This is a genomic window from Pontibacter anaerobius (assembly GCF_026241195.1).
GTDB classification, from domain to species: domain Bacteria; phylum Bacteroidota; class Bacteroidia; order Cytophagales; family Hymenobacteraceae; genus Pontibacter; species Pontibacter anaerobius.
In genome coordinates this window covers 263,458-276,876 of record NZ_JAPFQO010000003.1, presented here as the reverse complement: position 1 = coordinate 276,876, position 13,419 = coordinate 263,458, and the positions used below count along the sequence as shown (strand labels likewise).

Here is a 13,419-nt window from a genome sequence, read left to right as displayed (position 1 = left end):
GTCGTATCTATCATATTGTTATCTGTCTTGGTTTTGAAATATTGAGCTAACTATATATTACAAATCTATACTTCAAATAGTTCCGCCTGCCGCCGCTGCCTGCCGTAACAAGGCTATACGTTCAGGTTGGTTTCTGCGCGATCGGTCAAATGGTTTGCGGCATCTGCCAAGTATAAAACCTGCCGGCAGCCATACCTTTGCAGCATCATCTTAACACAACGAGACATGGCTACGAACAACTCCAGCTATTTAGTACTAGGCGGCACAGGCAGCATTGGCTATGCCTTTACACAAGAGCTTTTGCAGCACCAGGAGCAGGTAACGCTGCTGGTACGAAACAAGCAGAAGGCGCAAAAGTTATTCGGCCAGTGGCCCACGCTACAGCTGGTAGAAGGAGATGCACAGAACGGTGATCTACTGAAGAAATTGGGAGCAGAAGCAACGCACATCTTCCATGGAGTAAACTACCCTTACGGAAAGTGGCAAGGAAATATGGAGCGTGTAACGCAACACGTGATTGAGGCCGCGGCCGTAAACAAAGCTACAATTTTTTTCCCGGGAAACATATATAATTTTGGATTAATTGAGGTCATCACCGAAGACACGCCTCAGAAGCCCGGTACTAAAAAGGGGGCGATACGGGTAAAACTGGAGCAGATGCTGCAGCAGGCGGCGGAGCACAACAGATGCCGCGTTATCACCCTGCGCCTCCCCGACTTCTGGGGCCCAAACGTTATGAATGAGGGAATTGCACCTGTTTTTAGAGCTGCGCTGGAGGGCAAGCCTATGCCCTGGCTTTACCGCAATGACATCCCGCACCAGTTGGTGTACACCCCTGATGCCGCCCACGCCTTTTACGAGCTGGCAAAACTGCCTCAGCAGGCTGCATACACAGAATATAACTATGCCGGGGAGGTACTACCAAGTATAAAACTGTGGCAAGCGCAGATTGCCGAAGGGGCGGGCACTGCACCTAAGTATAAACTGTACCCGGGCTGGGTTTTCAGGTTGATGGGGCTGTTCTCTGCCGACATGCGCGAGATCAGCGAAATGGGCTACCTCTGGCAAAACACCCTCCTGCTGAACGATGATAAATTGCGCCGTACCTTGCCGAACTTGAAACACACCCCGATGAAGCAAGCTATAGCCGAAACGCTGGCGTGGCACAGAGAAATGGGGGAGTTAGAGAGGTAGAGGGTTTAGGAGTTTAGGAGTGATGGACTATGCCGCAAGTATAGCAACAGCGTAACTTGTGGCTGCTATGCACGCAAGTTTTCAACTTGCTTTCTGCGGAGCAGAAAAATATACAAAAGTATATAATCACCTACAGGTTTACATCAGCTTTGAAGGTAGCCTCAGCCCCTACTATCCTTGCTTTTGCAAAGCAAAGAAGTTGAAAACTTCTGCCACAGGTGGCCACAAGTTACGCTTCGCTAAACTTGCGGCAGAACTCCACCTTCTAACTTTTTAACTTCTAATGCTCGCTTTTCTCGCCGGCGGTAACGGCCATCGGCAGGATATTCTGCTTAGGCGGCAAGGGGCAGGTGGCAAAGCCGGTGAAGGCGCAGGGCGGGCTGTAGGCTTTATTAAAATCAATGATTGTCTTGCCGTCGGTGCCGGGTTTTGGCATGTACAGGTAGCGCCCGGAGCCGTAGGTTTCGGTTCCGTTTGTCTGGTCGGCGAAGATGATGAACAGTTCGTCGCCCTCCTCCAGCGCATCGAGGCGGTATTGCTGTCCATCCTTAGTAAACACCACCGCCCCCGGCGACGGCTCCTGCGAAGTTTGCCCCAGCACATTGGTAATGGCGATCTGCTTTGGCAACGGGTTCTGCTCCAGCACTGCCTCCAGCCTCCACTCCGGCTGCACCGGGTAACGCTCTATCCCGGCAAAGTTCTTTCGGGCCTCGCTCTCAGCATCCCACAACCTGACGCCATACTTGTCGCCGCGCTGTATCACCACCCACTTTAAAGAGCCATGGCGCATTTCTGCCGGCTGCTCCATCTCCGGCCTATACACTATCGCCTCCTGCTGCACAGGTTCGTTGTTCAGGGTAATGTCGGCACCTTGGGCTACCTGCAGCTTCACCACATCGCCATCAAGTATAAAACTGCCCGCCTGTCCGGCAATCTTCCCCTCCGGGAAAACCACCTTGTTGCCCTCAGCGCTGCCAAAGCTGTTATTGCCCGGCTCCAGCCAATACAACCCGGCCAGCGCTAGCCAGCTGTCTTCCTTCTGCAGGTTTTCTACACGCGTGGCGTGCCACTGGTCTATACTTGCCACATAGCTGGAGTCAGCCGCTGCAGCGGTTGCCATACTTTGGGTGTTGGTATCCTGGGTTTGGGAGCAGGAGGAGAGTATAAACCCGGCCAGTGCGGCAGAAATAAGAAGCTTTTTCATGGTATTGGTGATATGGTTGTGTTGGATGCAGGAACAAAGGTATAAACTTATGCGGGTAATTGTTCTGATAACAAACTCGCCTTCCTTTAGAGAATGCAGGGCCGTTAAGTTCTAAAGAAACTGGGTTAAAGTTCTCTAGTCTCCTAACCTGCCGCGAGTTTTCAACTCGTGGTTCCCCATGAGGCAAGCTTTCAGCTTGCGTTGATTGCTCATTTCCCACTTACGCAAGCTGAAAACTTGCCCCATCAGAAGCCACAAGATGCAATCTTGCGGCAGGAACAAAATACCCTACGCCGCAGCCATACGTTGCCGGTAGGCAGCCGGGGCCATGCCGGTCCATTTCTTGAAGGAGCGGGAGAACACGCTTGGTTCGGAGTAGCCCAGCAAGTAGGCAATGTCGGTAATGGTGCTTTGGTTATCCTGCAGGTGCTTTACGGCTATTTGCTTGCGCACTTCGTCGAGCAGGGCCTGGTAGGTGGTACCTTCTTCCTTCAGCTTGCCTTGCAGGCTGCGCATGCTCATGGCCAGGCTGCGGGCTACCGTATTCAAGCCTGGCTCCTCCCCTTTTAGCAAGTTGGCAATCTCGCGCTGCACCTGCTCCCGCACTGTTTTCGGCTGGTGCAGCCGCTGCAGGTACTCCTCGGCATACTTCTCAAAAAACTGGTTCAGCTCCGGGTTGGCCGTTACCACCGGCAGCTGCAGGTAAGCCGCATCAAAAACGAGCCCACTATACCTTGCCCCGAACACCAGCTCCGCGCCCGCAAAAATACGTTTGTGCTCTTTTATACTTTGGGGCTGGGGGTAGGCCAGCAGCACCTGTTTATACTTCAGTTCCTGCCCAACCAGCGCCGGAAAGGCGTTTTTATAGATCACCAGCTCTGAGTCCAGGGCATTGCGCGGGTGCTGCAGCACCGGACTTACTGCCTCCAGCTTTACGAACGCCTGCTGCCCCTGCACCTCCAGGCTCGTGCGGATGGCGCCGCAGATGATGTCCTGGTACTTGCACAGTTTCCGCAGCGACTCGTGCAGGGTTGGCGCGTTCATCATCACGTAGGCAATGGTGCCCATGGAGGTCGGGTTTATACTTTCGGCCACGTGCAGCGCCAGGTCGGGGTCGTTGGTGGAGGCGATGGCGGCGGTCCACAGGTCCTGCACCATCTCTACCGAAACGCGTGCGTTCACATCATGCACCAGCTGCTGGCCCAGCCCTACCTGTTGGCAAATGGCCTCCACGTTCTGCCCCTGCTGGCGCAGCACATGCAAAAGCAAACCTACCGATGGCGCACTGAGCGAATGGGATTCGGGAGTCATCAATTTAAAGTATAAACCACTGTAAAAATAATAAAGCGCTTGCTTAGATGCAGCTATAGTTTGGCAAAGTATAATTTTCTATCTTAGAAAGGAAATGGAAGAACTCCCGAATTTAGAAGCGCTGGCCGGAACAGATGTAACACAAGCCTTTGCCTTGCACGAGTTGGCGTTTGGCTGGCTGCAGCAGGTGGTATTTCGGGTGGGGGAAGTATGGCTGGTGGTGGCGGTAAACGAGCAGACGGACGAGATCATACTTTCCGTACTTCCGGAGCTGGATTTCGGGATGCTGGAGCGGCAGTTCAGCCTTACCCAGATATCGAACCAGCGCAAGAAAATTAGCTGGCTTTGGCGCATGACCAACCAGCATGGCTACGAAGATGGCTTTCAGCTGGAGTTTGACGATGCAGAGGGGACGAATGTGCAGCTGTTGGCGGAGGCATCGCAATTACGGCTTACCATTTTTCAGCGATACTGATAACCTATACTTCATAAAACGATGCACAAACTCCTCCTCCCCCTCCTGCTGCTGTTGCTTACAGCCGCAGTTCATGCACAGCAGCCAGCGCAATTCGTAGGTGACTGGAGTGGCTCCCTGAAAGTAATGGGCACCGACCTCCCTGTTATCTTCCACATCAGCACCGCCGAGGATGGCACCCTCTCCGCCACCATGGACAGCCCCAAGCAAGGCGCTACAGGCATACCAGTGCAGCAGGTGCGGCAGGTGCAGGACAGCCTGTACATCGATATGAAAAACATTGGCGCGGCCTACGTAGGCAAACTTACAGATGCCCAAACCATAGACGGGCAGTGGCAGCAGGGCGGCCAGAGCTTCGCACTGCTGCTGAAGAAAGGTGCACCCGCCGAAGCCATGAAGCGCCCGCAGACACCTAAAGAGCCATACCCTTACCAGAACACGGAGGTAACGATAGAGAATAAGGCAGCGGGCATTAAGCTGGTTGGCACGCTTACCATTCCGCTCACAGATGGACCACACCCGGGAGTTATACTTTTTACCGGCTCCGGCCCGCAAGACCGCGACCAGACCATTTTGGGTCATAAGCCGTTCCTGGTGCTGGCCGATTACCTCACCCGCCAGGGCTTTGCCGTGCTGCGCCTCGACGACCGCGGCACCGGTAAATCGGGCGGCGACTTTGCCACCTCCACCACCGAGGACTTTGCCTCAGATGCCACCGCTGCATACAACTACCTCCGAAATCATAGTAGTATAAACAAGAAGAAAGTGGGTTTGCTAGGCCACAGCGAGGGCGCCCTGATTGCCGCCAAGGTAGCCGCTGCAAACCCGAACGTAGCTTTTGTGGTACTGATGGCAGGTAACGCCGTACCCGGCACCGAGCTGCTGGTGGCGCAGAACAAAGCCGTTTTCGAGAATGCCGGAGTGCCTCAGGAGCAGCTTCAGAAATACCTGCAGCTACGCGAGGCACAGTTTAAGGTAGCCGCCACCGAAAAAGACGTTACCAAAGCCGCTGAGCAGATACGCAATCTGGAGCAGGAGGCAAAAGCAAGTATGACAGCGCAGGAACAGCAGCAACTGGGCCTCACCGACAAAGCCGAGCAAACTGTAGTAGCCCAACTCAGCTCGCCCTGGATGCGCTACTACCTGGCCTACAACCCCGCCCCAACCTTGCAGAAGCTGAAGATGCCCGTACTGGCCCTGAACGGCACCAAAGATCTGCAGGTGCCTCACCAGCAAAACCTACCCGCCACCGAAAAAGCCCTGAAATCCGGCGGAAATAAAAAGTACACCATCAAAGAGATGCCAGACCTTAACCACCTTTTCCAGACAGCTAAAACCGGCTCACCGGCAGAGTACGGGCAGCTGGAAGAAACCTTTTCCCCGGCAGCGCTGGAGGTTATCGGTGACTGGATGATGGGGGTGGTGAGGTAGGTGCTATACCATAAATAGAAAAAGCAAATCATGAGAAAGGCACTAATCATAGGCAACAAAAAGTATAAGTGTAAAAAGGACGCTATTGCTCATTATAAAGGCATTCTCAATTCTTACAATTATGGAGAGTCTTTAAGCAAAGATGATTTTGAAGACATACTTGATTTACTTTACTATGACTATTTGAATTATCTAACTGAAAATGAAAACTTAGCAGAGGCCAATCAAGAAGAAATTGATAACAACAGTAATTTTACAGAAAGCAGCAATGAGGAAATAGTTATAGAGGACATTAAGGTATCAAGGGTACAGTTCAACACTAAATGCTTCGAAGTCTTCTACAGCGATAGAACAAGCTTGTACATTTCTTACCTAATGCTTATCAATAATAAGGGCTACAGTCAGGAAAGGCTCTTTTATGTTGCCTGCAGAAACGCTGTTCATCAAGATATTCGCTCAGTAAAACAAGCATACTTTGACAGTAATTCAGTAAAAGGACAGGTTAAATGTCAGGAAACAGATGAGCTATCAACATGGACTGAGTTAGTGGTTGATCATAGGCAGCCAAACACTTTCTCTATAATTGTGGATAGGTTTAAGGAGGTCAAAAACATTAACCATGACGTTATTGAATATACTTCAAATGAACAAAATCACATCATCTTCAAAGATGAGACATTGATAAAGGATTTCAGAGAATATCATAAAAATAAGTCTGTCTTAAGAGTTGTTAGAAGGGAGTGTAATTCAAGTCGTACAGGTATGGCAAGAGTTGGAAAAAGCTCAAGGGACTTGACAATACAATAGCTGGTGCGAGCTTGTAGCTCGTATCTCTACATAATTGAAGTCAAAAAGATACGAGCTACAAGCTCGCACCAGCATAAGAGACTGAACACACCTCACTCATACTTTCCCATGAAAACAGAAAAAGAAAAAATGCTGGCCGGCGAGCTGTACGACCCGCTGGACCAGGAACTCGCCGACGACAGGCTACGCACAAGGCTGCTGCTGAAAGAACTTAACGATAGCCGCGAAGACGAGGTGGAGGAACGGGCGCGCGTCCTGAAGGAGCTGATCCCGAATGCCGGTGAGGGGCTGTGGCTGCAACCGCCTTTTTACTGCGACTATGGCTATAACATGGTTGTCGGCGAGAAGGTGTTCTTCAACTTTAACTGCGTGGTGCTGGATGTGATGCAGGTAACCATCGGCAGCCGGACATTGTTCGGCCCTAACGTGCAGGTTTACACCGCCACCCATCCAATAAACCATGTAGAACGTGCTTCAGGGCTGGAGTTTGCCAAACCTATTACCATTGGCGAGGATGTATGGGTTGGCGGCAGCGTGGTAATCTGCCCCGGCGTAAGTATAGGCAGCCGCTCTGTTATCGGGGCGGGCAGCGTGGTTACCAAGGATATTCCGGCTGATGTATTTGCGGCGGGTAACCCGTGCAAGGTGATCCGGCACCTGGACAAAGATGAACGTGATGCGTAACTTAAATGACAACAGTACCTGTAGCCTCTAGCCCAACTATAAAACCCCTCCTGTTAGCTGTTGTGGTATTATTTGGCCTGCTTCCGGATGCGAAGGCACAGGACAGTATACATGTGCGGGTATTGCCCGCTAAAATCGCGACACAGATTGAACTTGCTATCCCTGCCGCCAACAAGAGTTACATCTACGAAAAGTATACACATTTCAAAAACGTGTATTGGCTGGATAGAACAGACACCCTCCGGTCAGTAAACGACTCTTTGTTCGTGGGCAAGCAGGTAAACCTGTCACTCAGTAAAAATTTCAGCACCCACAGCCGCTGCGACTCAACGATCAACAGCATCAGGAACTCCTCCCTAAGCCACAGAACATACGCAGCGCTGGACGCCTTCGCCAGAGAGGAGATCGGGTACGACAACCGACAGTTCAGAGACAGCATTAGCTTACGCAGGCCTTCCATCGCAGCGGAACGCGCCACATGCCACAGCGATTTCACACTGCTGGTCAGCAAGTGGCGCCACTATCAACTTGCCCGCATCGAACAGATCAAGCAACAAAAAGCCCAGAGGCTCTCCTGGATCAGGGGGAATCCGGCACTGGTAAACACGGACTTCGTGCGTGAGTTCCTGAACAGCTACGGCGCTTGCGACATAGACCAGGAGGCCCTTGTGCACTTAATGCATCACAACCCGGGCCAATTCCTACAGGTAGTCAATCAACTGAGCGACATTGAGTTTGATGTTGTTAAACTGAAGCTTTCTGACTTACCTCCTCATCTTAACACAGCAGGTGCTGCAACAGCCATCAGGAACTCAACAGTTAAAGCCGGCAGAAAAAGGCAGTTAGTCAGGAAACTAAAGAAAGGCAGCCGATAGCACAGGCAAGCCGGAATCTTATCCCTGATTACCCGTATCTATACTACAGGTGGTGTGAAAAGAGAAAGAAGCATATGGAGAACCTCAGCAGAAAAACACACTGGGAGAAAGTATACCAGACAAAACAGCTAGACAAAATGGGCTGGTACCAGGCAGTGCCCGCCACCTCGCTGGAGCTCATCAGCCAGTTCAAACTCCCCAAAACAGCCAAGATTATCGATATCGGCGGGGGCGACAGCCTGCTCGTGGATCACCTGCTGGACCTGGGCTACCAGCACCTTACCGTGCTGGACATCTCGGCGGCCTCCCTTGAACGTGCGCAGCAACGCCTTGGGCAGCGGGCAGGCAAAGTAACGTGGATTGAGGCAGATGCAGCCACGTTCAGACTAACAGAAAAGTATGATCTCTGGCACGATCGCGCGGCTTTCCATTTCCTGACCGATGAGCGGGAGACAGAGAACTACATTAACACGGCCCGGCAAAGTATAAACCCGGGTGGCGCCCTGGTGATCGGCACTTTCTCGGAGCAAGGCCCTAGCACCTGCAGCGGCTTACCCGTGCAACAGTATTCTGAAAAGTCTTTGACAGATCGGTTTGGTATGCACTTCGAGAAGATCACCTGTAAACACACCGACCACACCACACCCTCCGGCAACATCCAGAACTACCTCTTCTGCAGCTTCAGGAAAGTATAGCCAAGTTGATCTTATACTTCTGTAGAGAAGTATGAGTTGGCGCTGCTAACCTTGTACATGAGGCGTAGCCGAAGCATTACTTATGTGCGAGACCGCTAGCAGTACCGGTGTTTTCTTTCGTCAGGATGGAGAGCAGCTTGCACAAGTATGCATTTTCCTTTTCAAAGTCTTTCCGCAGATTCCATTCCTGAAGTATCACAGCAACAACCTTTTGCTCAGGCAACAGGAGGATATACTGCCCCCCTTTGCCTCTTGCTGTGTAAACCGGTTTATTGTTGTGGTTCAGCAGCCACCATGAGTAGCCATACCCCACTTCTTGGTAGCAGCCTAAGGTGCGGAAATCCTTGCTTTCGGGCGTGTAGTTTGCCAGGCTTTTCTCCACCCACGCGGAGTCCAGCAGTTGGGTCCCATCTACCCTGCCTTTGTTCAGGTACAGTTCTCCGAACCTGGCCAGGTCCCGTGCGGTAAAGTACGTTTCATCGCCTCCGGCATAGTAGCCGTCCACTTTCCGCCAAAAGCCGCACTGGATGCCGAGCGGTTTGAACAGTTCTGCCTGGGCGAATTCTTTTGTTGTGGTTTTAGCGGCCTTCGTGATCATGGCTGAAAGCACCATTTGAGAGCCTGTAAAATATTTGAACTCCTGGCCCAGTTTGCTTTCAGAAACTTCTTCATTCACTAGCACCTGCTCTACGTTCTGTGGGCCATCCCAGCCAGTAAACCCACCCCGCATGGAGAGTAGATGGGCTACGGTTAACTTTTCCTTCAAGTGATGCTGCCCGTACTCTGGGAACAAAGGCATTACATACTCGTTTTCGGATGTTAGATAGCCTTTCTGAATGGATAGGCCAGTTAAGGCAGAGGTAATGCTTTTCGTAACGGAATGAACGTTGAAGGCGCTATACCTGGTGGCTCCCTTCTGATATTTCTCCACGACCAGCTTACCATCTTTGATCACAACCAGTCCCCGTAGTCTTTCCCAGTCATCAATTTCCGTAAGGTACTGCGCAATGTCTTCCTGGTTATACCCTGCACGTGCTGGTGTGGCAGTTTGCCATGCATAAGGCTCATGACTCACCTCAAAGGACTGCGAATCTGTAAAGGGCAGAGAAAGGTTTAGCGGATGCCACTCAAAGTAGTAGGTCATCGCGTTAACCACTAACAGCAGTGTGGCTGCCGATACCAGGCCAAGGTATACTTTCTTTTGCCGGTGCTTTTTCCAAATCAGAAGTATGGCTGTCAGCAACAGAAGAAGCAAAACCAGCACATACTCAATCGCATTGGGGTAAGGCAGGTGATAGTAGTCGTCCTTTATTTTGTAGGATATGGCTATAAACAGCCCAGTAAGAAGTATAAAGGTGATGTACAGTTTCTTCATTTAAGTTGGGATTACCCGCAATTACACCGTAAAGTATGACTCCAGCTCGCGGAGGGTGTTTTCGTTGGTCTGCATGTCCTGCACCAGCTGGCCTTTCTCCAGGATCATGATGCGCTCGCATACTTCGATCACGTGGCTCAGGTCGTGGCTGGAGATGAACATGGTCATCTGCTTTTGCGTGCGCAGGTTGCGCAGCAGGTTTTTCAGGCGGATCTGTGAACTCGGGTCGAGGTTGGCGAATGGCTCGTCGAGTATGAGCAGCTCCGGGTTCGAGAGCACCGCCGCGGCAATGCCTATCTTCTTCTGGTTGCCCTTCGAGAAATCGCGGATATACTTGCGCTGGTTCAGGATCTCGTCGTTAAACAAATCCATAAACGGCAGCAGGCGCTCGGTAATGTCGCCCTCGGAAAGCCCGTGCAAATCGCCGATAAACTTGAAATACTCCTCCGCTGTCAGGTAGTCTATCAGAAAACCTTCGTCCAGGTGCGAGCCGGTGTATGCTTTCCAGTCCTCGCTCTGCGCCACGTTCAGTCCCTTGGAGTATACCTCGCCCTTACTTGGCCGGATCAGGTCCAGAATCATGCGGAACAGTGTGGTTTTGCCCGCTCCGTTGTTGCCCACCAGCCCCACAGCCTCCCCGGCCGCCAGCGAAAGCTCCGGAATGTTCACGGCCATCTTGCCGCTGTAAATCTTTTCGATGTTTTTTACCTCTAACATACTGCGCTTATTATCCATGTGTAGAATATCAATTTATACTTTGCCTATTGCTCCCGGAAGCCGGTGGCCAGTTTATACTTGTGCTTTAAGAACCAACCCGCCGACCACTGCAGCAACTGCTTCTGCAGCACAAATCCGCTCAACCCAACCAGGCCTATGGCGGCAATGCCCATAAAAGGCACCCCCAGAAACTTAAAAGGCAGGTAGAGAAGTATGGGCAGCACCATCATTGGAAGCATCATCACAAAGCGCGACGCGCCAACCCCCTGCCAGTTAAAAGCCGAGCCTTTGCTCAGATCCAGGCGGGTAGTGTTGTAAACCGAGAAGAAGAAGATGATGAACACGTTCACCCCAATGTTATACAGCAGCGTAGCCGTATTGATAAGTATGATTTTATAGCTGATAAGGCCGTAGGGCAGCGTTAGCATGTAGGCCAGCGTGGCCACGGGCACGAAGATCCAGAACTTGGCCGCATAGAACTGGTACGGCGAAATGCGTCGGGTAAGTATGGCGTCGAAATGGTTGCTCTGCCAGCTCGGCACAAACTGGCCATAATTAAAGATCGGCATCCCCGTCATCACGATTCCAACGAAAATCAGCATCCCGAAGCCGTCCAGGTATGCTTCGTTGCGGTAAAAGATCAGCCCGTAGAACAGGAAGAACACCGACATGGTGAGGAGCGACTTGGGGCGCTTGTGCCGCCAGATGAGTTTCAGCTCCAGCTCAATCAGTTTGCCCAACTCGCCGAAGCGGCCCAGGAAGGCAAGCCTTTCCCCCTCCACCTTTGTCTGCTGGCGCACGGTCAGCTCCTCAGGGTAAGTGTGGGCCTTCAGGAAGCGGTAGTTCAGCAAGTATGCTCCGGCCACCAGAAGTACCGGCACCATCGCCAGCACCGGGTACTGCAGCACCGTCCCAAAAACAGACTGAGACAAAGTATACAGCGAGAAAACACCCAGGTAGTCCAGCAGTATCAGGCCGGCCACCGCCACCCCGAACAGCAGGGTAAGGATTGGCTTTGTGCTGAGCTGCCGCTTAAAGTAGATCAGCAGGAAGTTGTTAAGGAACGTGAGCCCAATGATAGCGAAAAGCCAGGCCAGCGCCGCCCCGGCCCCGTATGCCGGCACCACCGCCGACACCATGAACGGCACGAAAATCAGCAGGAAGATCAGGTTAAACACACTCGGCACCGACTTGAGCAGCACAAAGTGTATCAGCCTGCTTTTGGGGATGGGCAGGTGCAGGTAGGGCTGCACCGCCAGCACCGGCAACTCCTGCAGCAGGAACCGGAAAAACAGGTCTGACAGAAAATAATACAGCAGCACCCCGTTCAAAACCGCCACCGCCGACTCGCCGGGCACTACTTTTCCCAGCAGCTTGTGGAGTGCGAGCCCCAGCACCAGAAAGATCGCCCCAAAGTATAAAATCAGCAGGCCCATGATAATGTTGAGCACTAAGCCCTTCTGAAATACGGAGGAGCGGTAATTGGCTTTCCACTGGTGCGAGAGTAAGGTTAAAAGCATATGGTTGAAGTATATACTGTTTTTTAAATATGACCAGAATTACACTGAAAGCCAATAGCACTTCCATATTTTTAGACTAACCCAAGGATGTTTTATACTTACAGAGTGATAGACGGGATAAAAACCTCTGTGAGAAACAGGGTTTGCCGCAGTGGCGGGTCCAACTATTTCTGCTCTTGCTCTCCCTTGTCTTCTGGCGCTCGTCTCCAGACGCGTGTCTTACCTATGATGTGAAGTCTCCGACTTCACTGAGGCCGGAGGCGTTAGGTTGAGTTCTGCTGCAGACTGTTATCCTTGCTGGAAGTTAAGAGTTAGGGAGCGATTAACCCACCCCCAGCCCCTCCGAGGAGGGGAATTCCAGCAGCCGATTATCCAACCACCCCTACCCCTCCGAGGAGGGGAATCATACCTCACCCCAGCCCTCTCCTAAAAACAGGAGAGGGAGTCCGGTCCCACTGGTATAGCAATGGCTATCGAACCTGATCCCAGTCTTTCCGTTGAGCGCCTTTGGAGTTTTTCGGTCCCGCGAGAGCGGGATTGCAAAGCGATAGCGAGCAAAGAAAAGCTCCCAGCGCGATGCGGGAAGACGAGCCCTCCCGGGCTGGAGGGAGCCACAGCCAGAAATGAAACTTTAGGTTCGTAAGGCTGAGGATGAACGGCGGCTAGTAAGGATAGCTTGTTTCAAGCTACAGAAAGCAGCAGTTATTAAGGTAAAGGTATAAAGTATGGCTCACGCGAATTAGGAAATCCGCGGCAGAAAGGTTCCGGACAGGGATGTCCGGAACAGCAACAGCCAGAAAGCACCGCCAAAGTATAAGGGATCGCTATAGTTGAGTTACAAACTCAACATCATTAAAAGAACACAAGTCTGAAGACTTGCTACAAACAACCCTACTTCACAGGATCATACCCGCTCCCACCCCAGGGGTGACAACGGCCGATGCGCCTTAGCGCCATCCATCCGCCTTTAAACGGCCCATACTTGTTGATCGCATGCACGGCATAGGTAGAGCAGGTAGGCGTATAGCGGCAAGTGGCAGGCTTCATCGGCGAGATCATATGCTGGTATACCCACACCAGCGAAAGCATTATTTTTTTCAGAATCCAGGCCATGGTTTGCTATTTGAAACT

The 13,419-nt window shown here is 51.8% G+C and carries 13 protein-coding genes; 7 read left to right on the top strand and 6 right to left on the bottom strand.

The genetic code is table 11. From position 1 onward, the window contains the following. Positions 1-225 precede the first annotated feature (225 nt). Positions 226-1,194, top strand: a complete 969-nt coding sequence (locus tag OO017_RS06745) for an NAD-dependent epimerase/dehydratase family protein (protein ID WP_266051699.1) — start codon at positions 226-228, stop codon at positions 1,192-1,194. 280 nt (positions 1,195-1,474) lie between these two features. On the opposite strand, the gene OO017_RS06740 is transcribed toward OO017_RS06745, so the two are convergent. Together OO017_RS06740 and OO017_RS06735 are read right to left on the bottom strand one after the other, a co-directional pair. Then, a complete protein-coding gene (locus OO017_RS06740; protein ID WP_266051698.1) occupies positions 1,475-2,398 on the bottom strand; it encodes a DUF1684 domain-containing protein in 924 nt (307 codons plus the stop codon). A gap of 288 nt (positions 2,399-2,686) precedes the next feature. Further along, positions 2,687-3,709, bottom strand: a complete 1,023-nt coding sequence (locus OO017_RS06735) for an AraC family transcriptional regulator (protein WP_266051697.1) — start codon at positions 3,707-3,709, stop codon at positions 2,687-2,689. Positions 3,710-3,803: 94 nt separating this feature from the next. On the opposite strand from OO017_RS06735, the gene OO017_RS06730 reads away from it, so the two are divergent. The 6 genes from OO017_RS06730 (at position 3,804) to OO017_RS06705 (ending at position 8,676) form a co-directional block, all read left to right on the top strand. After that, entirely contained in the window at positions 3,804-4,184 is a 381-nt protein-coding gene (locus OO017_RS06730; protein ID WP_266051696.1) for a DUF6334 family protein, read from the top strand. 21 nt (positions 4,185-4,205) lie between these two features. Continuing rightward, positions 4,206-5,615 (top strand): alpha/beta hydrolase family protein, encoded by a 1,410-nt coding sequence (locus OO017_RS06725; protein WP_266051695.1) that lies wholly within the window; start codon positions 4,206-4,208, stop codon positions 5,613-5,615. A gap of 30 nt (positions 5,616-5,645) precedes the next feature. Next, positions 5,646-6,422, top strand: coding sequence for a DUF3223 domain-containing protein (locus tag OO017_RS06720; RefSeq protein WP_266051694.1), 777 nt, complete (start codon positions 5,646-5,648; stop codon positions 6,420-6,422). Positions 6,423-6,530: 108 nt separating this feature from the next. Then, positions 6,531-7,106, top strand: coding sequence for a sugar O-acetyltransferase (locus OO017_RS06715; RefSeq protein ID WP_266051693.1), 576 nt, complete (start codon positions 6,531-6,533; stop codon positions 7,104-7,106). Positions 7,107-7,111: 5 nt separating this feature from the next. Then, positions 7,112-7,981: a hypothetical protein gene (locus OO017_RS06710; protein WP_266051692.1), complete on the top strand. Its 870-nt coding sequence runs from the start codon at positions 7,112-7,114 to the stop codon at positions 7,979-7,981. 74 nt (positions 7,982-8,055) lie between these two features. Continuing rightward, a complete protein-coding gene (locus OO017_RS06705; RefSeq protein WP_266051691.1) occupies positions 8,056-8,676 on the top strand; it encodes a class I SAM-dependent methyltransferase in 621 nt (206 codons plus the stop codon). A 76-nt stretch (positions 8,677-8,752) separates the two neighbouring features. Here the strand turns inward: OO017_RS06705 and OO017_RS06700 are convergent, their stop codons facing one another. From OO017_RS06700 to yidD, 4 genes are all read right to left on the bottom strand, one after another. Further along, on the bottom strand, positions 8,753-10,051 hold the full coding sequence (locus OO017_RS06700; protein ID WP_266051690.1) for a serine hydrolase domain-containing protein: 1,299 nt from the start codon (positions 10,049-10,051) through the stop codon (positions 8,753-8,755). 21 nt (positions 10,052-10,072) lie between these two features. Beyond that, entirely contained in the window at positions 10,073-10,768 is a 696-nt protein-coding gene (locus tag OO017_RS06695; protein ID WP_266051689.1) for an ABC transporter ATP-binding protein, read from the bottom strand. A 44-nt stretch (positions 10,769-10,812) separates the two neighbouring features. Next, positions 10,813-12,288, bottom strand: a complete 1,476-nt coding sequence (locus tag OO017_RS06690) for a DUF5687 family protein (protein ID WP_266051688.1) — start codon at positions 12,286-12,288, stop codon at positions 10,813-10,815. An 891-nt stretch (positions 12,289-13,179) separates the two neighbouring features. After that, positions 13,180-13,401 carry a membrane protein insertion efficiency factor YidD gene (yidD, locus tag OO017_RS06685; RefSeq protein ID WP_266051687.1) on the bottom strand — a complete coding sequence of 74 codons (222 nt, stop codon included), beginning with the start codon at positions 13,399-13,401 and terminating at the stop codon, positions 13,180-13,182. Positions 13,402-13,419: the final 18 nt, after the last annotated feature.

Bases quoted from the DNA above. Each gene is read 5' to 3' on its own strand.
- OO017_RS06700 (WP_266051690.1), bottom strand. From the start codon at position 10,051: ATGAAGAAACTGTACATCACCTTTATACTTCTTACTGGGCTGTTTATA.
- yidD (WP_266051687.1), bottom strand. From the start codon at position 13,401: ATGGCCTGGATTCTGAAAAAAATAATGCTTTCGCTGGTGTGGGTATAC.
- OO017_RS06715 (WP_266051693.1), top strand. From the start codon at position 6,531: ATGAAAACAGAAAAAGAAAAAATGCTGGCCGGCGAGCTGTACGACCCG.
- OO017_RS06730 (WP_266051696.1), top strand. From the start codon at position 3,804: ATGGAAGAACTCCCGAATTTAGAAGCGCTGGCCGGAACAGATGTAACA.
- OO017_RS06740 (WP_266051698.1), bottom strand. From the start codon at position 2,398: ATGAAAAAGCTTCTTATTTCTGCCGCACTGGCCGGGTTTATACTCTCC.
- OO017_RS06725 (WP_266051695.1), top strand. From the start codon at position 4,206: ATGCACAAACTCCTCCTCCCCCTCCTGCTGCTGTTGCTTACAGCCGCA.
- OO017_RS06710 (WP_266051692.1), top strand. From the start codon at position 7,112: ATGACAACAGTACCTGTAGCCTCTAGCCCAACTATAAAACCCCTCCTG.
- OO017_RS06695 (WP_266051689.1), bottom strand. From the start codon at position 10,768: ATGTTAGAGGTAAAAAACATCGAAAAGATTTACAGCGGCAAGATGGCC.
- OO017_RS06705 (WP_266051691.1), top strand. From the start codon at position 8,056: ATGGAGAACCTCAGCAGAAAAACACACTGGGAGAAAGTATACCAGACA.
- OO017_RS06720 (WP_266051694.1), top strand. From the start codon at position 5,646: ATGAGAAAGGCACTAATCATAGGCAACAAAAAGTATAAGTGTAAAAAG.
- OO017_RS06690 (WP_266051688.1), bottom strand. From the start codon at position 12,288: ATGCTTTTAACCTTACTCTCGCACCAGTGGAAAGCCAATTACCGCTCC.
- OO017_RS06745 (WP_266051699.1), top strand. From the start codon at position 226: ATGGCTACGAACAACTCCAGCTATTTAGTACTAGGCGGCACAGGCAGC.
- OO017_RS06735 (WP_266051697.1), bottom strand. From the start codon at position 3,709: ATGACTCCCGAATCCCATTCGCTCAGTGCGCCATCGGTAGGTTTGCTT.